23 protein-coding genes are annotated in these 20,153 nt (G+C 63.2%); 11 read left to right on the top strand and 12 right to left on the bottom strand.

The features are described 5' to 3' along the window. Positions 1–8: 8 nt before the first annotated feature. The 3 genes from ACVWY6_RS22605 to ACVWY6_RS22595 form a co-directional block, all read right to left on the bottom strand. Positions 9–665, bottom strand: coding sequence for an SRPBCC domain-containing protein (locus tag ACVWY6_RS22605; RefSeq protein WP_457541098.1), 657 nt, complete (start codon positions 663–665; stop codon positions 9–11). Then, complete coding sequence (locus ACVWY6_RS22600; RefSeq protein WP_400730740.1) at positions 662–1,015, bottom strand: ArsR/SmtB family transcription factor; 354 nt, start codon at positions 1,013–1,015, stop codon at positions 662–664. Before ACVWY6_RS22600 ends, ACVWY6_RS22605 begins: the two co-directional genes overlap by 4 nt. A 177-nt stretch (positions 1,016–1,192) precedes the next feature. Beyond that, entirely contained in the window at positions 1,193–1,366 is a 174-nt protein-coding gene (locus tag ACVWY6_RS22595; RefSeq protein ID WP_051406510.1) for a hypothetical protein, read from the bottom strand. Positions 1,367–1,691: 325 nt separating this feature from the next. On the opposite strand from ACVWY6_RS22595, the gene ACVWY6_RS22590 reads away from it, so the two are divergent. Next, positions 1,692–2,051, top strand: coding sequence for a histone-like nucleoid-structuring protein Lsr2 (locus ACVWY6_RS22590; protein ID WP_317714925.1), 360 nt, complete (start codon positions 1,692–1,694; stop codon positions 2,049–2,051). A gap of 134 nt (positions 2,052–2,185) precedes the next feature. Next, positions 2,186–3,733 (top strand): carboxylesterase/lipase family protein, encoded by a 1,548-nt coding sequence (locus ACVWY6_RS22585; protein ID WP_457541096.1) that lies wholly within the window; start codon positions 2,186–2,188, stop codon positions 3,731–3,733. Here ACVWY6_RS22585 and ACVWY6_RS22580 read toward each other — a convergent pair. Beyond that, complete coding sequence (locus ACVWY6_RS22580; RefSeq protein WP_457541094.1) at positions 3,730–4,557, bottom strand: HAD family hydrolase; 828 nt, start codon at positions 4,555–4,557, stop codon at positions 3,730–3,732. The genes ACVWY6_RS22585 and ACVWY6_RS22580 overlap by 4 nt on opposite strands. Positions 4,558–4,724: 167 nt before the next feature. On the opposite strand from ACVWY6_RS22580, the gene ACVWY6_RS22575 reads away from it, so the two are divergent. Both ACVWY6_RS22575 and ACVWY6_RS22570 read left to right on the top strand, forming a co-directional pair. Next, the gene (locus ACVWY6_RS22575; RefSeq protein ID WP_457541092.1) at positions 4,725–5,495 is read left to right on the top strand and encodes a globin domain-containing protein; all 771 of its coding nucleotides are present in this window, start codon (positions 4,725–4,727) and stop codon (positions 5,493–5,495) included. A gap of 35 nt (positions 5,496–5,530) precedes the next feature. Continuing rightward, a complete protein-coding gene (locus ACVWY6_RS22570) occupies positions 5,531–7,051 on the top strand; it encodes an ATP-dependent DNA ligase (protein WP_457541089.1) in 1,521 nt (506 codons plus the stop codon). Here the strand turns inward: ACVWY6_RS22570 and ACVWY6_RS22565 are convergent. The 3 genes from ACVWY6_RS22565 to ACVWY6_RS22555 form a co-directional block, all read right to left on the bottom strand. Beyond that, a complete protein-coding gene (locus tag ACVWY6_RS22565; protein ID WP_457541087.1) occupies positions 7,048–7,692 on the bottom strand; it encodes an FMN-dependent NADH-azoreductase in 645 nt (214 codons plus the stop codon). The genes ACVWY6_RS22570 and ACVWY6_RS22565 overlap by 4 nt on opposite strands. A 52-nt stretch (positions 7,693–7,744) precedes the next feature. Beyond that, positions 7,745–8,938, bottom strand: a complete 1,194-nt coding sequence (locus tag ACVWY6_RS22560; RefSeq protein ID WP_457541085.1) for a multidrug effflux MFS transporter — start codon at positions 8,936–8,938, stop codon at positions 7,745–7,747. An 85-nt stretch (positions 8,939–9,023) separates the two neighbouring features. Next, on the bottom strand, positions 9,024–9,863 hold the full coding sequence (locus ACVWY6_RS22555; RefSeq protein WP_457541083.1) for an alpha/beta fold hydrolase: 840 nt from the start codon (positions 9,861–9,863) through the stop codon (positions 9,024–9,026). A gap of 70 nt (positions 9,864–9,933) precedes the next feature. Between ACVWY6_RS22555 and ACVWY6_RS22550 the strand changes: the two genes are divergently transcribed. After that, on the top strand, positions 9,934–10,557 hold the full coding sequence (locus ACVWY6_RS22550) for a TetR/AcrR family transcriptional regulator (protein ID WP_457541081.1): 624 nt from the start codon (positions 9,934–9,936) through the stop codon (positions 10,555–10,557). 3 nt (positions 10,558–10,560) lie between these two features. Here the strand turns inward: ACVWY6_RS22550 and ACVWY6_RS22545 are convergent, their stop codons facing one another. Continuing rightward, on the bottom strand, positions 10,561–10,929 hold the full coding sequence (locus ACVWY6_RS22545) for a YybH family protein (RefSeq protein ID WP_457541079.1): 369 nt from the start codon (positions 10,927–10,929) through the stop codon (positions 10,561–10,563). 99 nt (positions 10,930–11,028) lie between these two features. On the opposite strand from ACVWY6_RS22545, the gene ACVWY6_RS22540 reads away from it, so the two are divergent. Further along, positions 11,029–11,907 (top strand): LysR family transcriptional regulator, encoded by an 879-nt coding sequence (locus tag ACVWY6_RS22540; protein ID WP_457541077.1) that lies wholly within the window; start codon positions 11,029–11,031, stop codon positions 11,905–11,907. Then, positions 11,904–12,548, top strand: coding sequence for a 5,6-dimethylbenzimidazole synthase (gene bluB, locus ACVWY6_RS22535; RefSeq protein WP_116915207.1), 645 nt, complete (start codon positions 11,904–11,906; stop codon positions 12,546–12,548). The genes ACVWY6_RS22540 and bluB overlap by 4 nt, the downstream gene beginning before the upstream one ends. A gap of 86 nt (positions 12,549–12,634) precedes the next feature. On the opposite strand, the gene ACVWY6_RS22530 is transcribed toward bluB, so the two are convergent. From ACVWY6_RS22530 to ACVWY6_RS22520, 3 genes are all read right to left on the bottom strand, one after another. Next, entirely contained in the window at positions 12,635–14,809 is a 2,175-nt protein-coding gene (locus tag ACVWY6_RS22530) for a glutamine synthetase III family protein (RefSeq protein WP_457541075.1), read from the bottom strand. Between the two features lie 118 nt (positions 14,810–14,927). Then, positions 14,928–15,458 carry a GNAT family N-acetyltransferase gene (locus ACVWY6_RS22525; RefSeq protein WP_457541073.1) on the bottom strand — a complete coding sequence of 177 codons (531 nt, stop codon included), beginning with the start codon at positions 15,456–15,458 and terminating at the stop codon, positions 14,928–14,930. Positions 15,459–15,565: 107 nt separating this feature from the next. Next, the gene (locus tag ACVWY6_RS22520) at positions 15,566–15,973 is read right to left on the bottom strand and encodes an NUDIX hydrolase (protein ID WP_400729551.1); all 408 of its coding nucleotides are present in this window, start codon (positions 15,971–15,973) and stop codon (positions 15,566–15,568) included. A gap of 83 nt (positions 15,974–16,056) precedes the next feature. On the opposite strand from ACVWY6_RS22520, the gene fadD8 reads away from it, so the two are divergent. From fadD8 to ACVWY6_RS22500, 4 genes are all read left to right on the top strand, one after another. Further along, positions 16,057–17,682: a fatty-acid--CoA ligase FadD8 gene (fadD8, locus tag ACVWY6_RS22515; protein ID WP_457541071.1), complete on the top strand. Its 1,626-nt coding sequence runs from the start codon at positions 16,057–16,059 to the stop codon at positions 17,680–17,682. A gap of 5 nt (positions 17,683–17,687) precedes the next feature. Beyond that, positions 17,688–18,203 carry a class I SAM-dependent methyltransferase gene (locus ACVWY6_RS22510; RefSeq protein ID WP_457541069.1) on the top strand — a complete coding sequence of 172 codons (516 nt, stop codon included), beginning with the start codon at positions 17,688–17,690 and terminating at the stop codon, positions 18,201–18,203. 92 nt (positions 18,204–18,295) lie between these two features. Continuing rightward, complete coding sequence (locus tag ACVWY6_RS22505; protein WP_116915219.1) at positions 18,296–18,706, top strand: helix-turn-helix domain-containing protein; 411 nt, start codon at positions 18,296–18,298, stop codon at positions 18,704–18,706. A 112-nt stretch (positions 18,707–18,818) separates the two neighbouring features. Next, a complete protein-coding gene (locus tag ACVWY6_RS22500; protein WP_031332249.1) occupies positions 18,819–19,247 on the top strand; it encodes a VOC family protein in 429 nt (142 codons plus the stop codon). Positions 19,248–19,262: 15 nt separating this feature from the next. Here ACVWY6_RS22500 and ppk2 read toward each other — a convergent pair whose 3' ends face one another. Further along, the gene (gene ppk2, locus ACVWY6_RS22495; RefSeq protein WP_023958027.1) at positions 19,263–20,105 is read right to left on the bottom strand and encodes a polyphosphate kinase 2; all 843 of its coding nucleotides are present in this window, start codon (positions 20,103–20,105) and stop codon (positions 19,263–19,265) included. Between the last annotated feature and the right edge of the window lie 48 nt (positions 20,106–20,153).

Genomic DNA, 20,153 nt, shown 5'->3' with positions numbered 1-20,153 from the left:
TCATCGAGTCACGACTCGGGGGCCTCTGTGCCCAGATAGAAGGCCGTGGTTCGCATCTCGGCTGAACGCGCGGCATCCTGCGATGCACCCGCAGCAATATGCGCGTCTGCCCAACGACGACTGCTCTCGGACATGAACTGCCGGGCGGCATCGGTCTGGGCCCACTCGCTGGTCTCGGCCGGCGCATCGGCCCCGGTCTCGAGGTGCAGCGCGAGACCGAGCAGACCGAGGTCCCAGCCGATCCCGACCGCGCCCGGCCCGTACTGCCTCCACCGATCGGGGTCGATGTCGCCGGAGTGCTCGATGACAAGTCGCGACTGCTCATCGGCGACTTCTTCTAGCCGGACGGTCAGGTAGGTGATCTCTTCGCCGAATTTCCAGGTGAGGGTGAAGCTCGTCGGCGGATCGCAGGTTTCGACGGTGCCACTGGCATTTCCTTCGATGTGGTATTCGCCTCCCAGTACCAGGTCGCCAGTGACATTGCCGAACCACCGGGCCAAGCGGTCTGCCGTGGTGCAGGCTTCCCAGAGGTCGGCCACAGAGGTGTTGTACACCTGAGTCAGGCGGGCTGATGTGCTGATCGCCGAGCCGTTGTCCTCTGCGGTGACCGCCCTGTCCACACTGCTGAGTTGCTTTGCCGTATCGGGGAATTGGCCGTCGGTCATGTCAGGTCCTCTCGGTGGATTGTTCCTTGCCGTGCGCGCTTACCGCGGGCGATCTCGGTGTCCAGCGCGGCAAGTCTCGGCGTCCAGAAGCCGCGGAATGCTGCAAGCCATTCATCGACAGCGCGCAACGGATCGGCATCGACCGCGTAGAGCCGACGTGCCCCGTCGGGACGTACGGTCGCGTAACCGTTGTCGCGCAGGACGCGGAGGTGCTGGGACACCGCCGGTTGGCTGATTCCGAACTCGCTGCCGATCGTTTGCGACAGCTCGCCCGCCGACCGTTCCCCGTCCGCGAGCAGCTCGAGCAGTCTTCTTCTGACCGGGTCGCCGAGGATGTCGAGTGCGTGCACCACAGCTATATTTCACTGAACGCTTATATAAGTCAAGACGCAAATAGCCTCGATGTGCCCAACGAAAACGACCCGCCGGGCGGCGGGTCGAGTGTTGAGGGATTGGTGGGGGACGGCCCGATTCTGGGGTTGTCGTCCCCGCCGACAAGGTCGGCGACAGGTCTGAACCTGCCGCATTCAGCTTTGGAGTTCGCGCAGGAAGCGGTGGCACTTTTCAGCGCGTTCGGAGTCCTGAGCCATCACCTGCTCGAAGAAGTCTGCGATGTCGTCGCGGCCGGCGTTGCGGGCATCACGCACGTACTGGCCGTAGTCGTGCCCGGCTTTCAGTGAGTGGTACTGCACCGAGATCAGATCGAACGAGACATCATCGAATCCGGTTTGTCCTGCTGGCCCTTGGTAGTGGGGTTTGAAACCTGCTCGGCAGGAATCACTCCGGAACTTCGGCGCCGACTCGGCGCGCAGCCCTTTTCGGCATGGGAGACGGCGCTTCATCAACACCGCCTGACCGCTGTCGAGATGTGGCATGGCAACTCGACGCGGCGCGACTGCAGACTCGCCAGGGGAGCGCTATCCCCAGTTCGGTGTACAGCGGCGGACAAAGGTATGTTCGGGCGAACACGAGACGTCACCACCCATCAGGCGCTGGACCGCCTCCCCGACGAAGAGGGCGCAGAACATGGCACGCAGAACCATCGAACAGATCACCGACGACCTCGACGGTTCCGATCTCGACCCTTCGGACGTGATCGTGGAAACGTTCACCGTCAACGGTGTCGAGTACTCCCTCGATCTCGGCCCCAAGTCGGCCGAGAAGTTCGACAAAGACATGCAGAAGTGGATCGACAAGGCCACCAAGATCGGTGGCCGTCAGAGGAGGGCCACTGCCAAGCAGGCGCCGGCCACCTCCGAAGTGCGCAGCGACAAGTCGCAACTGGCCGCCATCCGTGAATGGGCACGCGAGAACGGTTACGAGGTCTCCGACCGCGGCCGTATTCCCAACGCCATCGTCGAGGCATTCAACGCGGCTCACAACTGACGCACGAGCAGTGAGTTCTCTCCGCGTCGGCTCAGATTCAATGCGCGACGTGGACGGATGATGTTGTCCGCATTCGCGTAAGCGACCGTTTGCGTAGTGTGAGCGACATTGCCTTCCTCGGTAGGAGCTCAGACATGGCAGACGACGAGAACGTGGTGACAACCACCAGTGGGCCGGTTCGGGGCCTGGACGACGGGATCACCAAGTCGTGGCGGGGTATCCGCTACGCGGCGCCACCCACGGGCGAGCGGCGTTGGCGGGCGCCGGTGCCACCAGAACCTTGGGTCGACGTCGTCGACGCGACCACGTTCGGTCCGGTGGCGCCGCAACCGAACAATCCGGTGATCACGCTCGGACCCGGCGCCGTCAAGGACGAGGATTGCCTGAGCCTCAACGTCTGGTCGGCGTCAGTGGTCACTCCGGACGACCCACGGCCGGTCATGGTCTGGATCCACGGGGGCGCATACATTTTCGGCACGTCGAGTCAGCCGTTGTACGACGGGCGTGCACTTGTCTCTGATGGCGACGTCGTGCTGGTGACGGTGAATTACAGACTCGGCGCGCTGGGATTTCTGGATCTGTCGTCGTTCAGTACCGCTGAGCGGGTCTTCGACACCAACCTCGCGCTGCGAGACGTGATCCTCGCGTTGCAATGGGTTCAAGACAACATCGCCGGCTTCGGGGGAGACCCGGAACGGGTGACCCTTTTCGGGGAATCAGCGGGCGGGGGCATCGTCACAACACTCCTGACCGTTCCGGCTGCGTCAGGACTGTTCTCCCGTGCGATCGCGCAGAGCTCGCCGGCGACCTCGGTGTACGACAGCGCAAGGGCGAAACGCGCCGCCGACATCTTTCTCCAGAAGGTCGGGGTCGAACCGGATTCGGTTGCGACACTGTACGACATGCCGGTCGACCGCCTCGTGTCGGCAGGACTCGAACTGTTCAGCGATGTGCCCGCCGCGACACCCGGCACACTGGCGTTCGCGCCGGTGGTCGACAAGGATCTGCTGCCCGACTACCCGCTGGCGGCGGCCCGAGCCGGCCGCTCGAACCCCGTTCCTCTGATCATCGGTACCAACAAAGACGAGGCGGCGCTGTTCAAGTGGATGAAGTCGCCGTTGATGCCGATCACCCCGGATGCGATTCGCGCCATGTTCGCCGAGATCGCGGCAGAGCAGCCGGAACTCAAACTGCCGAGTGAGGCCGAGATCGGCTCGGCCTACTCAGGTTTGAAGATGAAGGCAGCCGGGCTCGCTGTCGCCCGCGACGTCGGTTTTCGGATGCCGACCATCTGGCTCGCCGAAGCGCACAGTGCCGTCGCGCCGGTGTATCTCTACCGGTTCGACTGGGCCACACCGATGCTGCGGGCCCTGCGGGTCGGGGCCACCCATGCCACCGAATTGCCGTATGTCTGGGGCAACCTGGTGGCCGGCCGCAAGGACATCACGTTCAAACTCGGTGGCCTGAAAGTGGGGAAGGCGCTCTCTGCCCGTCTCCAGAATCGATGGGTGAACTTCGCCGTGGACGGTCACCCCGGCGGACTACCGGGCGACCCGGAATGGCCTCCCTACGTACCGGATCAGCGTGCGACCCTGGTGATCGACAGGCAAGACAAAGTGGTCGATGACCTCGACCGGGATCTGCGTGCGGCGTGGGGTACCGAGGTGCTCAACTTCCTCTAACCGGCATCACCGGCGGCATCGACGAGGACTTCGAGATACTTGGCCACCCCGTCGTCGTCGTTGGTCGCCAGGATGTGATCGGCAGCTGCGAGCGCATCGGGTGAGCCGTTCGCCGGACACAGCGCCAGGCCGGCCCATTCGAGCATCGGCAGATCGTTGATCGCGTCTCCACAGGCCGCGACCTCGGTCGGATCGATGTCCCACGCGTCACACAGCCGGGCGAGTCCACTGGCCTTGGAGACGCCTTCGGCGGCCATCTCCAGGTAGGGCGCGCCGGAATGGGTCGGGGTCACGCCGGGGATCCCGGCCTGCGCCACTTGCCGGAAGAGGTCGACGCTCGGAATGTGGGCATGGCGCGCAACGACTTTGACGATCGGTTCGTCGTCCAATGAGGCCGTGTCGCTCATCTCCATGGTCAGCGGATCTCGATGGTGGTCGGCGTAGATACAGAGCGCGGCGTAGGCCGGGTCGGCGATGAAACGAGTCGGGCCGACCACGGCGAACACGGTGCCGGGAAACAGGGCCCGCACCTGTTCGATTGCCGTACCGGCGACGTTCGTTGCCATCGCCTGTACGTCGAAGATGGTGGCCTCGCCATCGGTGAGGTCGATCAACACGGCGCCGTTCGCAGCAACGGCATAACCGCGAAAGCCACTGTCGACAGCAAGGTTGCGGACCGAATGTTGCGCTCTCGCGGTCGCCCATACCACTCGGATACCTGCTGTAGCAGCGGCGGCCATGGCCGCCGCCGACCGTTCACTGATCGTTCGTCGAGACGTCAGCAAGGTGCCGTCGAGGTCGGTTGCCAGCAGCCGGATACTCACACGAGCATGATGCCAAGCGGTGGTGCGGCCCGGTGCACGAGATGGCGGTTTAGGCAGTTGGACAGGTCGTAGCCCGGTGCTGCGGCCAATTCAAAATGGAGCATCTCCGACACCGTTTGGCGGTGCGCGCCCTCTGCCCGCTGTAACGTCTGCGCTGGAGGCCCGCCATGATCCTGGAGTACATTCGCTACCGCATCGACGAATCATCAGCTGCCGAGTTCGAGGCTGCGTACGCCCGCGCCGCCGACGCCCTGCGCAAGTCCGAGCACTGCATCGACTTCGAGTTGTCGCGAGCAGTCGAAAAGCCCGACCACTACATCCTGCGCATCACGTGGGACTCGCTGGATGGGCATCTGACAGGCTTTCGTGGCAGTGAACTGTTCCGGTCGTTTTTTGCCGAGATCAAGAACTACGTGGGCGCCATCGACGAGATGCAGCACTACGAACTGACCGGCGTGACCGGTACCGGCTCGGGCGCCGACGTCCCGCCCACCCTGTTCGAATGGGCGGGCGGCGCAGAAGCGTTCGACAAGCTTTTCACTCGTTTCTACGAACTGGTCCCGCAAGACGAGTTGCTGGCACCGTTGTTCGCCGGGATGGATGCGCACCACGCGCAACATGTCGCCTCGTGGGTGGGCGAGGTATTCGGTGGCCCTGCCGAATACACCGCGCACGGCGGCGGCTACGAGAACATGCTCGCCCATCACGTCGGTAAGGCCATCACGCCCACGCAACGCCGGCGCTGGGTGGACCTACTGCTCGACGCAGCGGACGAAGTGGGCCTGCCCGGCGATCCGGAGTTCAGGTCGGCCTTTGTCGCCTACCTCGAGTGGGGCACCCGCATCGCGGTGGAGAACTCCCAGCCCGGCGCCACGCCGATGCCCCATGCCCCGGTGCCACGTTGGGGCTGGGGTATGGCCCCTCCCTGGCAAGGTTGAACGGTCCTGTCCGAAGCGATCGATACCGTTGACGGATGCACCTCGATGACGTTGTGACCACCAGCGCGGCGGTCGCCGCAACCCGTTCGCGGAAAGCGAAGACCCTCGCCATCGCAGATCTGTTGCGCGGCGCCGCGCCGCAGGACGTACGCGCTGTGGTCGCCTGGCTGTCAGGCGAGACACTGCAAGGCCGACTCGGCATCGGTTGGCGCACGCTCTCGGGAGCCCGGGCGCACGCGGCCGCAGCCCCGACGTGGACGGTGGCAGAAGTCGACAACCTGCTCGACGAGTTGGCCGCGACCTCCGGTGCCGGCTCGGTCAAACTTCGAAAGGAGTTGCTGGGCAGCCTGTTCGAGAAGGCGACATCAGGCGAACAAGAGTTCCTCATCCGGTTGCTCACCGGGGAGGTACGCCAGGGTGCGCTGGAAGGCGTGATGACCGAGGCGATCGCGACGGCTTCCGATCTTCCGGTTGACGTGGTGAGGCGCGCGTTCATGCTGTCGGGCAGCCTTGCCGAGACCGCCGCTGCGGCAATGGGCGGCGGCGCAGCCGCCCTGCAGTCATTCGGTTTGGAGGTCGGACGGCCGGTGCGGCCGATGCTTGCCTCGCCCGCGAAGTCGCTCGGCGAGGCGCATTCGGCGCTAGGTGGGAACGTGAGCGTGGAGTACAAGCTCGATGGTGCTCGAATCCAGGTACATCGCAACGGCGATGACGTGGCGATCTTCACGCGAACACTCAACGACATCACCGAACGGGTACCCGAGCTCGTGCAGTTGGTGCGTGACCTGCCGTGTGAGTCGGTGGTTCTGGACGGGGAGACACTGGCGCTCGCCGACTCGGGCCGACCCCGGCCGTTCCAGGAGACGATGAGCAGGTTCGGTGCCAGTTCGCAGCGCGATTTGTTGCTGCAGCCGTATTTCTTCGACTGCCTGCATCTCGACGGTGAAGACCTGCTCGACCGGCCGCTGTCCGACCGGATAGGTGTACTCGATCGTCTTGCGCCCCAGCATCGGATTCCGGCGCTACGATCTCCGACTGTCGAGGAGACCGAGGCCCATCTCGATGCTGCGCTCGCCGCCGGTCATGAAGGCATCATGATCAAGGCCCTCGACTCGACGTACGCGGCGGGCCGGCGGGGCAAGTCGTGGCAGAAGGTCAAGCCGGAGCACACGCTCGATCTCATCGTGCTGGGTGCCGAATGGGGCTACGGCCGTCGGACGGGCTACCTCTCCAATCTGCACCTCGGCGCTCGCGATCCGGATGGCGGGGAACCGATCATGGTGGGTAAGACTTTCAAGGGGCTCACCGATGAGCTGTTGCGTTGGCAGACAGAAGAGTTCCCGAAGGTGGAGCGAAACCGGGACCAGCACACGGTATATGTGTATCCGCAGATCGTGGTGGAGATCGAGTTGGATGGTGTGCAGGTGAGCACTCGATATCGCGGCGGTGTCGCGTTGCGTTTCGCACGCGTCTTGAGGTACCGGCCGGACAAGACCGCCGCGATGGCCGACACCATCGAGGCGGTTCGGGCGATGTTGCCTGGAGACGGGAGTTAGCTCAACGGCTGCGCGGCGAGTTGAAGGACGCGCGCCTCGGAGGTGCGCCTGGCCTCGGCGGCCTGTGTCGATTTCGAATCCAGATCCGGGATGCGACCTACCAATGTGAGGTCGTCGGTGACAATTTCGACCCGCATCCCCAGTGCTTTTCCGAGAACCTGGGTCAGTGGCGGAATGGTGTGGTCCAGCGACTCCTCGGCCGTGCCGGGCGTGTACACAAGGCCTCGAGAGGAGATGACCACCACCGGCTTACCTGCGAACGGTTGGTCGGGAGTGTCGAAAGGGGCTGTGGTACCCAGTACGTGAATGTGGTCGATCCAGGCCTTCAGGGTGGAGGGCAGCGACCAGTTGTACATAGGTGCACCGACAACCACCACGTCGGCGGCAATCACTTCGTTGATCAGTTGCCACTGCAGGGCCTCCGACTCGGCACTGGGCTTCTCGGTGGCGGACCGCAGCCTGGTGGCGTAATGCAGCCCTGCGTCGGAAAGGTGCGGGATGGGGTCGCGATGGAGATCGCGGTAGTTGACCGTTCTCGTCGAGTCGGCGGCGAGCCATGTCTGCGCGAACAGCTGGGTCAGCTCGCGAGAGCGGGATGTGTGGACATCGGCGGACGAATCGAGGTGAAGTAGGTGAGGCATGGTCTCATTCTGCCCACCCCTGGCAGACGGGTCAGATGAGTGTCTCCGCGTGCTACTGGACGCCTACCCGTTTTGGTGCCGTGGCCCACAGGAGCAGCACACCGACGGCAATTCCGATCCCGAGGTACAGCCAGCCCAAAGGTGCTTGCGAGGTCTCGGGCAGGACCCCCGCGGTGGTCATCGCGGCACTGACGATGAGGTAACACCCTGCACTCACCACCCCGCCGATCAGGCCGAGGTTGCGGTCGAACAGGCCCAGGGCAAGCCCGTACATCTGCGGGCACAAGACACCGCACCCGGCCAATGCGAGACAGGCGCCGATCGTGATGGCCGGTGCGTTCACGCCCATCAGCGCTGCGGAGGCGACGAGAACGATTGCCCCGCAGAAGAAGACGCCCAGTGCTCCGAAGGCCAGAGGCCGGGTGCGGATGCGGGTCGCAAGTGTCCCGCACGCGAGTTCGCCCAGTAGGTTCGCACCGCCGACGATCAACGCCATCGCGCCGTACGCGGCCGGTGAGAAGTCCAGTTCTTCTTGATAGAGAAATGGGCCGACCACACCGAACACCAATTGCGCTGATGCCATCAGGCCGAATACGACGATCAGCACCACGAACACGCGGTGGCGTAACGCGGCGGCCAGGACACGTGCGGTGACCCGAAAGTCCACCCGATCACGGTCATCGGCTGCGAGTGTTTCCGGTAGTGCGAACGTGACCAGGACAGCGACCGAGGCAGCGAGAAGCGCGATGAGAGCGAAGATCCACCGCCACGAGATGAACTGCACCAGCAGTCCGCCGACCGCCGGAGCCAAGACCGGAGCCACGCCCCACGCCGCGCCGAGCAGGCCCGAGACGGCGATCAGTCGAGTACCGGCGAAGCAATCGGCGGCGATGGCGTAGGCCAGGACCAGGCAAGCGCAGGCCCCGCAACCCTGGAGAAAGCGTAGGACGAGCAGGGTGATCACGTCGTCCGCGACCGAACAACCCAGGCTCGTTGCGACGACGATCGAAAGGCACACCAGCAACACCGGTTTGCGCCCGACCGCGTCCGAGATCACGCCCACCGGGATGAAGGCCGACGCCATACCCAACATGTAGGCGGTGACCGTGTTCTGCATGGTCGTGCTTGTCGACCCGAGCTCGGCCGCCATGTCGGGGAGCGCAGGAGTGTATGCATCCAGCGGAATCTGGCTCAGCGGAATGACCATCAACAGGATTGCGACGATCCCGCGCGATGCCACAGGCACGGTCGGCCTCGTCACGAAGTCATTCCCGTCAAGGGCAGCATCCGGAGAACGCTACCGCCCCCCGGGCCAGAACACGCCGCGAGCGTCAGACGACGTTGTCGCCCTCCTCATTCCAGAACTGGATTACTGCCGTCGACAGAGCCGCGGGCTGTTCGATCGCCGGGATCACGCGGGCATCGGCGACGGTGACCTCGCGCGCATCGGTCATCGTCGCCGCGACCGCTCTGGCCTCCGCAGGCGTCCATTCGCCTCGGTCATCAGTGGTGACGAACAGAGTCGGACAGTCGATTCTCTCCACCGCCCACGTCAGGTCTGTTCGATTGAGAATCGCTGTGGAGATCGCATTCACCATCGCCGCGTTCGTCACTCGACGCATCGAAGACCTCAGCAAGGCGACCGCTTCTGTATCGGTCGCCCGTGTCCGGTCGGTGAACAGTGTCTCCTCGATCGCCTTGCGCGGTAACCCCCGAGGACCGAACACGCGGTACAGCGGGGCGAGGGCGCGGACCTTAAGACGCAACGGCTTGCTGATCGGATTCGTCGGTGCGCTGATCGCGGTGAGAGTGCGGACCAGGTCAGGACGTGTTGCGGCCAAGTGCATTCCGACATGCCCTCCCCATGCGTTGCCGAGCCAGTCAACCGGTCCGCCGAGGTCTTCGGCCAGCGACGTCATCAGCTCAGCTGCTGCAGAGGCGCAGGCTGCGATGTCGGCGGGCCGAACCAGGGCGTCGCTCTTACCCGACGAGGGGGCGTCGACGAGGAAAAGACGCCGGTGTTCGGCGAGGGTGGGCAGCACCCGGTCCCAGCTCGACGAGTCCACGAACATGCTGTGCCACAACACCGCGGGTGGACCATTGCCCACTGCGCGGACGTGCAGGCCACCCAGGCTGGTGGGGACAGTTGACGTGATTTCGGCAATGGCCATGGGAAGCTCCTCATCGATCGGTCCAATTGAGATTACAGCGAGTAAAGTCAAATGAATATAGGCTGATCGAATGGTCCGCACATACTCGTCGGAGGTCCGCGCAGAACGAGCTCAGGAAAAACGACGCGCAGTCGTGGCAGCAGCGCACGCGATGTTCGTCGAGGAAGGGTGGGTGCCCACCACGATGGCGAAAGTCGCTGCCGCCGCGGGAGTCACGCGTCAGACGGTCTACTCCCAATTCGAATCGAAGTTGGCGCTGCTCGACGCCTGTATCGATGGTGCGCTCTCTGATGGTCGGGCCATCCCAGTTCGAGAGATGCCCGAGTATCGCGCGATGGGCGTCGGCGATCGGCGCGCGCGAGTAGCGGCCGGGGCACGATGGCTCTGCGGTGCGCACGAACGGTCAGCGGTCATCCAGGCCGTGCTCGATCAGGCGGCCGTCACCGATGCCGAGGCGGCTGCGCGGCTCGCCGAGCGCGAACGCACCCGTCACAACGAAGTCCGATTTGCGCTGTCGCTGATCCTTGACGCCGAACCCGAGACGCTCATCGTCGATGCGGTGTGGACGATGGCGTCCCGGCGGGTGTGGCTGATGTTGGTCGACGAACAGCGATGGAGCGGTGATCTGTGGTGTCGCTGGTTTGCTGCTCAGGTGACACTGCTCGTCGATCCACACGGTCCGCTGACCGGTTAGAGGTCAATCGGCAGACGGCGGGACAAACTCCGGCTGGTCGAGCAGCCTGAGCCAGCTGCCGTCGGGTTGACGCCGCACCACCTGTGCTCGTGCGCCTGATCCGTCTCGGGGTGGTGTTGACGTCAAGGCGATGTCTCCGCTGATGAGAGTCGGCAGCGGCGCCTCTGGTTCGAACTGTGGCCGCGAGGTCAGCACCTTCTCCCACAACGCCTGGATGGCCGCGCGACCGACGGTCTGCGCGCCCGGGGGATAGGCCATGACAGCGTCGTCTTCGTAGAGCAATGCCACCCCCTCCGCGTCGCCTGCGTTGCAGCGTTCGACGAACAGTCGGGTCAGGTCCTCAGGGCGCAGTGCCCGTTCTCGATTCGGCACGATGTCTCCTCGTTGGTCGGTCTGTGACTGATTTCAGCCTCACGTCCGCCATTCAAGAAGTCCAACAGATTGTTCTTCTGCAAACTAGAATTACTGGATATGGAGCTACGTCAACTCGAGTACTTCGTCGCGGTCGCTGACGAATCGAACTTCACGCGTGCGGCAGAACGGGTTCACATCAGTCAATCCGGGGTGAGCGCACAGATCAGGCAGCTGGAGAAGGAACTGGACTGCGAACTGTTCGACCGCTCCAGTCGGGTGGTGCGGCTGACGCCGGCTGGGCGTGCGGCACTCGAACCTGCTCGGCATGCGCTGGCTGCGGCTGCGGGAGTGGAACAGGCTGTCGACGAGGTGGCGGGTTTGCTGCGCGGCCACCTCACCATCGGCATGGTGACCGGTTGCACCATCACGCCGTTGTTTGCCGCCTTGGAGAAGTTCCATCGATCGCATCCCGGGGTGGAGGTGATGTTGCGCGAGAGCTCATCGGACCTGATGGTCGGTGAAGTACGCAGTGGAACAATCGATCTCGCTCTGATCGGTGCGGCCGGTAGTCTTCCGTCCGGGCTCAACTCGATGACGATCGTCAGTGAAGGTCTGTGTGCGATGGTGCCTGCGGGCCACTCATTGGACAGGCGGAAAAGCCTGAGCGTGAACGACATCGCCGACCAACGCATCATCGCCATGCCTGCGGGGACCGGTCTGAGAACAGCATTCGACCGAGCATGTCGTGCTCACGGTGTGGAACCGGTGATCGCGCTGGAAGCAAGTGCTCCGGATGCCATCGTGGAACTGGCAGCCAGAGGACTCGGAATCGGCATACTGAGCATGTCGATGGCGGACGATCATCGTGATCGACTCACCGCCGTTCCCCTTGCCGGTCTACCTGATCCCGCACTGCTGGCTGTCGTCTGGCCCGAGTCCGCCGGCCCGGCCGTTCGTGCGCTGGTGCCCGAACTCGAGGAGGCATTCGCGCTGTGAATCCGCACGCTTTCGCCGACTCCGAACGAGCAGCCGTGTACCGGGCCATCGGCGAACGACGAGACATGCGGCGGTTCGTTCCCGATTCGGTGGTGCCCGAGGAAGTCCTGACGCGGCTCCTGCAGGCTGCCCATGCGGCCCCGAGTGTGGGGCTGATGCAGCCCTGGCGATTCCTGCGCATCACCGACAACATGCTGCGCCGGAAGATCCGCGACATCGTCGACGAAGAACGGTGTCGGACTGCGGAGGCGTTGGGGGAGCGGTCGGACGAGTTCCTTCAGCTGAAGGTCGAAGGTGTTCTCGATTGTGCCGAACTGCTGGTCGTGGCACTCGGCGACGACCGCGACCGGCACATTTTCGGGCGTCGAACGATGCCGAGAATGGACCTCGCCTCGGTGTCCTGTGCCATCCAGAACATGTGGTTGGCCGCCAGGGCGGAAGGCCTCGGGATGGGCTGGGTGTCGCTGTTCGATCCTGAGGTCCTCAGTGATCTGCTCGACCTGCCGCCCGGCGCCGAGCCGGTCGCAGTGCTCTGCCTCGGACCTGTTCCCGATTTTCCCGACCGGCCTGCCCTGGAGATCGATGATTGGGCACACGGTCGGCCGATCTCGGAGTTCGTCACCGAAAACCGCTGGAGCTGAGCGCCTTGAAAGACAGAATCGTCGCCCCGAATGGGGGCGACGATTCTGTTCGACAGCATGTTCCCGGTTACCGAGAGCTGATTGATCTACAGGATGTAGAGCATCTCCTGGTAGGTCGGCAGCGGCCAGAGATCATCTGCGATCTGCGCTTCGATCTGGTCGGCGGCTTCGCGCACGGCGTCCATGGCGGGTAGCAGTGCGTCCTTGGCGTGCACCGCTTCTTCGTAGCTTCCCTCGACGTGTGTCGCCAGAGCTTCCTTGAGTTGCGTCAAACCGCTCGTCAATGCTGCAAGCGGTTCGGACAGTGCGTTGAGGAGTGTGAGATCTGCTTCCACGCCTGCCGCTTTTAACGCTCCGACGTTGGTCGCCAATTCTGTCTGGTACCTGACCGCCGCCGGTAGCACCAGGGTCGACCCGATCTCGAGGGTGAGCTTGGCCTCGACCCCGATCGTCAGGGTGTAATGCTCCAAACCGATCTCGTAGCGGCTGTGCATCTCGCGCTCGTTGAACACGCCGTACTTGGAGAAGAGTTCGATCGACTTGGGAGAGATCAGTTCTGGCAATGCGTCGACGGTGGTCTTCAGGTTCGGCAGGCCGCGCGACTCCGCTTCGATCGGCCACGTGTCGGAATAGCCATCGCCGTTGAACACCACGGCGCCGTGTTCGGTGATGATGTCGGTGAGCAGCTTCTGGACGGCGGTGTCGAACTGGACACCTTCCTTGACCGCTTCCTCGAGAACGGTCGCGCAGTGGTCCAGCGAGTCGGCCATGATGGTGTTCAGGACGACCATGGGTTCGCTGATCGTCTGCATCGAGCCCGGCGCCCTGAACTCGAAGCGATTCCCGGTGAAGGCGAAGGAGCTGGTGCGGTTTCGATCGCCCGGATCGGTCGGCAGCACCGGGAGGGTGTCCACGCCGATGATCATGGTGCCCTTGCCCTTTGACGAGGTGGCTTCGCCCTTGGCGATCTGCTCGAACACATCGGCCAGCTGCTCACCGAGGAAGATCGAGACGATGGCCGGTGGCGCCTCGTTGGCGCCGAGACGATGGTCGTTGGTGGCCGAGGCGACCGAGACCCGAAGGAGCCCTGCGTGCAGGTGTACGGCGCGGATGACAGCCGCACAGAAGACCAGGAATTGTGCGTTCTCATGAGGAGTGTCCCCTGGAACCAGGAGGCTGCCGAACTTGTCGTTGCCGAGCGAGAAGTTCACATGCTTGCCCGAACCGTTCACGCCTTCGAATGGCTTCTCGTGGAACAGGCACTCCATGCCGTGCTTCTTGGCAACGGTCTTGAAGGTTGTCATGAGGAGCTGCTGATGGTCGGCCGCGATGTTGCCCCGTTCGAACATCGGCGCGATCTCGAATTGCCCTGGCGCCACCTCGTTGTGCCGGGTCTTGGCAGGGATCCCGAGTTTGAACAGTTCACGTTCGGTGTCCATCATGAATCCGAGGACCCGTTCGGGGATGGCACCGAAATAGTGGTCGTCGAACTCCTGGCCCTTCGGCGGCTTGGTGCCGAACAAAGTGCGGCCGGCATTGATCAGGTCGGGACGCGCGAGAAAGAAGTGTCGATCCACCAGGAAGTACTCCTGCTCGGGCCCGCAGAAGGCCACGATGTGGCCCGGGTTCGAGTGGCCGAACAGCCGGAGCACACGCTCGGCGTGCTTGCCCATCGCCTGCTGTGAGCGTAAGAGCGGGGTCTTGTGATCCAGGGCCTCGCCCGTCATCGAGACGAAAACCGTTGGGATGCAGAGAGTGTTGCCGTTCGGGTTCTCCAGTACGTATGCCGGACTGGTCACATCCCAGCCGGTGTACCCGCGTGCCTCGAAGGTGTTGCGAAGTCCGCCGTTGGGGAAGCTCGACGCATCGGGCTCACCCTGGATGAGCGTCTTACCCTGGAACTCTGCGAGTGTCGAACCGTCGCTCGCCGGCTCGAGGAAGCTGTCGTGCTTCTCCGCGGTCAGGCCAGTCAGGGGATAGAAGACGTGAGCGTAATGGGTCGCGCCCTTCTCCAGTGCCCAATCCTTCATCGCTGACGCGACGGCGTCGGCGATTGCGGGATCCAATGTGGTCCCTTTTTCGATCGTCGCCATGACGGACTTGTAGACATTCTTCGGTAGGCGTTTGAGCATGACCGATTTGTTGAACACGTTCTCGCCGAAGATGTCCCCGGGAGCCTCGGCGGTGTCGAAGCTGGGGGGAGGCGGCGTGTACGCCTCGACCGCAGTGATCGCGGCTAGCCGGATGTTGTTTCCACTCATGTGTTAGACCCTTCAGGCACGGACTCTCCACCTTGTTCTGGGAAAGCCCTGACCTGCGAACCCTACGAATGATCTATAACGGGCTCATTTCGTCGCTGTGACGATGAGAAGTGCCCGACTATGGCCGGTCCGCTCGGAACACGTGGTGTCGACCGTCGTCGATGGGATTGTCCGGTGTGAGATACCCGGTCGCGATCTGGGTGAAGCCGGCAGCGAGCAAAGCTCGCCAGGAAGCGGGGTTGGCCACCGCAACCGGAACGATGATCGTGTCGGACGAAGGATGATCGACCCATGACTTGTCGACCATCTCGCGGATCATGGCAGTGCCCAATCCCTGGCCGGTGAGATCAGGGACACCTATGAAGTAGTCGACAGACAAAGCGTTCGGAGGTACGGAGACCAGGGTTTGCATCTCGACGAGATCCTCGGGATAGGCGGAGAACAGATACCGCTGGATCAGACCGATCGGCGCGCCATCGTGTATCGCGATGAAGACCTCACACGGTTCTGTTCCCGTAATGCTTCCACCGAAGTCCCGCTCTACGGCCGCGTCGGACGTGTCGTGGTTCCAGAATCTCGCCACATGCGGCTGTTCCAGCCATCGCTGGATCAGAGGTAGATCGTGACGCTCGATCGGGCGGAACCGCACTCGTCCAGCATGTGCGCAACACGAGGGGCGGTCAAACGAATTAGCGGCCGCCGGAGAGCGGTCGAACGCGCGCTGGACAGGCCGGGTTGTGGTGCCTGCACAACATCTCAGCGAGCGTTCATCACCGGGAAGACGTGATCGCGCAATAGCGGTGCCAAATCTGCGCCGGTATCAGTGCGGTGCACCCACCGCAGTTCGGCGATTTCCGCCGAGGCGATGGGGATTGCGGGAAGTCGTGAGCTGAAGACCGTGGCGGAGATCATGGTGTCGGTCTCGTTGGCCGCGGGTGCCCGGAAGGTGCCCACGAGCATCAGGTCGTCAGCAGTGAGCCGAATCCCGATCTCCTCGTCCACCTCGCGGATCGCGGCAGCGGTCGCGTCCTCGCCGGCTTCGAGTTTGCCGCCCGGGAACATGAACATCCGTGTGTCCGACTTGCGCACGGTGAGAATCCTCTGGTGGTCGTCGGAAAAACACACGGCCGCCACGGTCAAGGTCTGCTGGTCCGATTCACGCACCGCGCTTTATTACCACGACGCCGATCACCGGCGGTTTTGGTGAAGAACTTCCCCAAATCTGTAACACGTTCTAGTCTGACGACATGACAGTTTCTGCGGATACCCCCACCGATTTCGACCATCTGCGCGGCGGCACCCACCTGGGCCACCTCATGGTCGCGGCGCTGCGCCGCCATGCGAACGAGCCGGTTCTGTTCCTCGGCGACACCACCCTCACCGGGGGGCAGATGGCCGAGCAGATCAGCAAGTACACCCAGGCGTTCGAATCACTTGGTGCCGGATCGGGCAGTGCGGTCGGCCTGTTGGCTCTCAACCGGCCAGAGGTCCTGTTGGTCATCGGAGCGGGACAAACCCAGGGTTGGCGACGCAGTGCTCTGCATCCGCTCGGATCGCTCGACGACCATGCATATGTGCTGAGCGACGCACAGATCACCACCCTGGTCATCGACCCGGTGCCGATGTTCGTCGAGCGCGCGGCCGCACTCCTCGAGCGTGTCGACAGTCTCAAACAGGTGCTCACGCTGGGCCCGGTTCCATCTGAACTCTCGGAGGTCGCCCGCGATGTGATCGCGGAATCGCAGCGATTCGAGGCCAAGCCTCTCAAGGCAGCTGATCTTCCCCCCGATCACATCGTGTCGATCACCTACACCGGTGGTACAACCGGAAAGCCGAAGGGAGTCATCGGGACTGCTTCGGCAATGTCCACGATGACGCAGATTCAGCTATCGGAATGGGAATGGCCGGAGCACCCGAAATTCCTGATGTGCACGCCGCTGTCGCATGCTGGGGCTGCGTTCTTCGTACCGACCCTGATGAAGGGCGGCTCGATGGTGGTGTTGCCGAAGTTCGATCCGGCCGAGGTGCTGCGCACCATCGAAGAACAGAAGATCACCGCCACCATGCTGGTGCCATCGATGCTGTACGCCTTGATGGACCATCCCGACTCGCACACGCGCGACCTGTCGTCGCTGGAGACCGTCTACTACGGAGCCTCCGCGATCAACCCCGTTCGGCTGGCCGAGGCCATCGAACGGTTCGGTCCGATCTTCGCGCAGTACTACGGACAGTCCGAAGCACCGATGGTGATCAGCTACCTTCCCAAGGACGCCCACGATGACAAGCGGCTGTCCAGTTGCGGGCGTCCGTCCGCGTTCTTGCGCACCGCCCTCCTGGGTGAAGACGACAAGCCGGTCGCGGTAGGTGAGCCCGGGGAGATCTGCGTGGCCGGTCCGCTGTTGGCGGGAGGCTATTGGGGGCTACCCGAAGCAACGGCAGAAGCATTTCGAGACGGCTGGCTTCGCACCGGGGATGTCGCCAGAGAAGACGAGGACGGCTTCTGGTTCATCGTCGACCGCACCAAGGACATGATCGTCACCGGCGGGTTCAATGTTTTCCCCCGCGAAGTCGAAGATGTTGTCGCCGAACATCCTTCGGTCGCGCAGGTCGGCGTGATCGGAGTTCCCGACGAGAAGTGGGGTGAAGCGGTGACCGCGATCGTGGTGCTGCGGTCCGACGCGCCCACGGACGAATCGTCGATCGCGCGGATGACCACCGAGATCCAGGACGCGGTCAAAGAGCGCAAGGGCGCGGTCCAATCGCCGAAGCAGATCATCGTTGCCGACGCTCTGCCTTTGACCGCTTTGGGCAAACCGGACAAGAAGGCGCTGCGCAAGCAGTACTGGAGCGACAGCGACCGCTCTGTCGGGTAGTCGAGGTGCGTGCAGCGGATACACCTGCACGTGTGCTGTGGGCGGCTGAACTCCTGGCGCCACGGCCCCGGGAGAGGCTGCTCGAAATCGGCTGTGGAAACGGTGTGGCGGCGCAGTTGTTGTGCGCCACATTGTCCGGCGGCGACATGCTGGCAATCGACAGATCGGCCACAGCAGTCAGTCGAACGACCAGACGCTGTGCCGACTTCGTCGCCGATGGACGACTGCGAGTGGAACAGAGCGATCTCAGCGCACTACGCGTCGACACCGCTTCTTTCGACGCAGCGCTCGCGATCAACGTCAACGTCTTCTGGACGTCGTCCGCAGAGGATGAGCTGGCAGTGTTACGTGGCGCGCTCCGGCCCAAGGGTCGTTTGGTGCTGGTCTACGGCCAAGGTCCGGGCTCTGTAGACGATCGGCAGGCGAAGATCACACAGCACCTCCGCGACGCCCATTTCACCGTGACGGCAACGTATTCGGAGGACGCCGGCCATGCGGTGATCGCCGTGAAAGCTGGGTGATAAAAGGGCACGGCCCGTCTGGGGCCGTTCGGCCTTCGGAGCGCCACCTCCGGGTGATGGTCTGCGTCGGTTGGGCGTGCGATAGTGGCCACGTGGGCAGTCTTCCCCCGTCGCGGTATCTGCTCCGCGCCAGAGATCTGATCGACACGCAGTACGCCTGCGAACTGACTGTCGATCAGATGGCTGCGGCCGCGATGTTGTCCCGTGCACATTTCAGCCGCGCGTTCACGCGTGCTTTCGGTGAAACGCCGCACACCTACCTGCAGACGCGTCGGCTCGAACGTGCTGCGGCCCTGTTGCGTAACACCGACTATTCGGTGGCAGATGTATGTGTGGCCGTCGGTTTGCGCAGTGTCGGGTCTTTCACCACGAGCTTCAAGCGAACCTACGGACTCACGCCGGCCCGTTATCGGGCCAGTCTGCCTGCCGCAGCCGACCGAGCAATGGTGCCCGCGTGCGTGGTTCGTACGTTCAGTCGTCCCGCGCCCGACAGTCGGCTGTAGAAACCGAATCCTGGAGATCGGGCAAGTCGACGAACAGCACACAGGGAGAAGACTCGACCGGCAAAGCGGCGTTAGCGTCGACTGCGTAAACACCACTCGAGCACAGGAGTTCATCATGAGAATCGCCGGAGCGCAGATCTGGGTTCACGATCAAGACATTGCGCTGAAGTTCTACACCGAGCAGTTGGGCATGGAGGTGCGGTCCGACGCGACTGTGCCGGAGTTGGGTGGATTCCGTTGGCTGACCGTGGCGCCGCCCGGGCAAGACGATGTGACCGTCATCCTGATGGCCATCCCGGCACCACCGATGGTGAGCGAGTCCACGCACGACGAGATCCTCTCGCTCGTCACCAAAGGTTTCGCCGGCACGGTATTTCTCACCACTGACGATTGTCAGTCGGAATACGAGAAGCTCACAGCTCGCGGGGTCGAGTTCACCGAGGTACCCGAGCAAAGGCCATATGGGATCGACGCCGGGTTCAGAGACCCATCCGGGAACAGCATCCGGTTGACCCAGCCGACCGAGGCCTACGCGACATAGGCGGCCTCTGGCGCATCAGGTCTCGACGTCGCCGACCAGTTCGGACACATGGTCGGGGACGTAGGTCGTCAGTTCGCGAGGAGGTCGTTGATAGGTTCCGGTGTCGATCGGCTTCTCGGGCAAGTCGACTTTCGGTTTCTTCACCTCGTGATAGTCGATCGTGGACAGCAGATGCGACATCATGTTCAGGCGAGCGTGCTTCTTGACGTCCGATTCGACCACATACCAGGGACTGTTCGGGGTGTCTGTGTGCACCATCATCTCGTCCTTCGCGCGAGAATAATCCTCCCACCGGTACACCGATTCCAGGTCCATTGGACTCAGTTTCCATTGCCGCACAGGATCATTGAGTCGTGACCGGAAACGTCGGAGTTGCTCGTCGTCGGACACCGAGAACCAGTACTTGCGAAGGATGATCCCGTCGTCGAGGAGCATCTGTTCGAAGATCGGGGTCTGACGCAGGAACAGGGAGTGCTCTGTGGGTGTGCAGAAGCCCATCACTTTTTCCACGCCTGCCCGGTTGTACCAGGATCGGTCGAAGATGGTGATCTCGCCGGGCGCCGGCAGGTGGGCGATGTATCGCTGGTAGTACCACTGGCCGCGCTCGCGGTCGGTGGGTGCGGGCAATGCGGTCACGCGGACAACTCGGGGCGACAGATATTCGGTGATGCGCTTGATCGTGCCGCCCTTGCCGGCTGCGTCACGGCCCTCGAAGATCACGACGACCCGGGTACCGGTGTCCTTCACCCACTCTTGCAACTTCACGAACTCGGATTGCAAGCGGAAGAGCTCGGCCTCGTAGACATCTTTGGGGATCTTCTGGGCCTTACTCTTCTTACCGCTGTCCTTCTTTCCCATGGAGGGAGCCTACTGGGTTGCAAGCGCATCGTCAGCGATTGTGAACCA

The sequence above is a fragment of the Williamsia sp. R60 genome (genome assembly GCF_054063855.1).
Note: the sequence above shows the minus strand (reverse complement) of the source record. Positions and strands in the feature narration are given on the sequence as shown.

What these genes read in the sequence shown, in the direction of transcription:
- ACVWY6_RS22555 (WP_457541083.1), bottom strand. Translation starts at nt 9,863, where the DNA reads ATGGCCATTGCCGAAATCACGTCAACTGTCCCCACCAGCCTGGGTGGC.
- ACVWY6_RS22540 (WP_457541077.1), top strand. Translation starts at nt 11,029, where the DNA reads ATGGAGCTACGTCAACTCGAGTACTTCGTCGCGGTCGCTGACGAATCG.
- ACVWY6_RS22590 (WP_317714925.1), top strand. Translation starts at nt 1,692, where the DNA reads ATGGCACGCAGAACCATCGAACAGATCACCGACGACCTCGACGGTTCC.
- fadD8 (WP_457541071.1), top strand. Translation starts at nt 16,057, where the DNA reads ATGACAGTTTCTGCGGATACCCCCACCGATTTCGACCATCTGCGCGGC.
- ACVWY6_RS22585 (WP_457541096.1), top strand. Translation starts at nt 2,186, where the DNA reads ATGGCAGACGACGAGAACGTGGTGACAACCACCAGTGGGCCGGTTCGG.
- ACVWY6_RS22575 (WP_457541092.1), top strand. Translation starts at nt 4,725, where the DNA reads ATGATCCTGGAGTACATTCGCTACCGCATCGACGAATCATCAGCTGCC.
- ACVWY6_RS22550 (WP_457541081.1), top strand. Translation starts at nt 9,934, where the DNA reads ATGGTCCGCACATACTCGTCGGAGGTCCGCGCAGAACGAGCTCAGGAA.
- ppk2 (WP_023958027.1), bottom strand. Translation starts at nt 20,105, where the DNA reads ATGGGAAAGAAGGACAGCGGTAAGAAGAGTAAGGCCCAGAAGATCCCC.
- ACVWY6_RS22605 (WP_457541098.1), bottom strand. Translation starts at nt 665, where the DNA reads ATGACCGACGGCCAATTCCCCGATACGGCAAAGCAACTCAGCAGTGTG.
- ACVWY6_RS22570 (WP_457541089.1), top strand. Translation starts at nt 5,531, where the DNA reads ATGCACCTCGATGACGTTGTGACCACCAGCGCGGCGGTCGCCGCAACC.
- ACVWY6_RS22530 (WP_457541075.1), bottom strand. Translation starts at nt 14,809, where the DNA reads ATGAGTGGAAACAACATCCGGCTAGCCGCGATCACTGCGGTCGAGGCG.
- ACVWY6_RS22565 (WP_457541087.1), bottom strand. Translation starts at nt 7,692, where the DNA reads ATGCCTCACCTACTTCACCTCGATTCGTCCGCCGATGTCCACACATCC.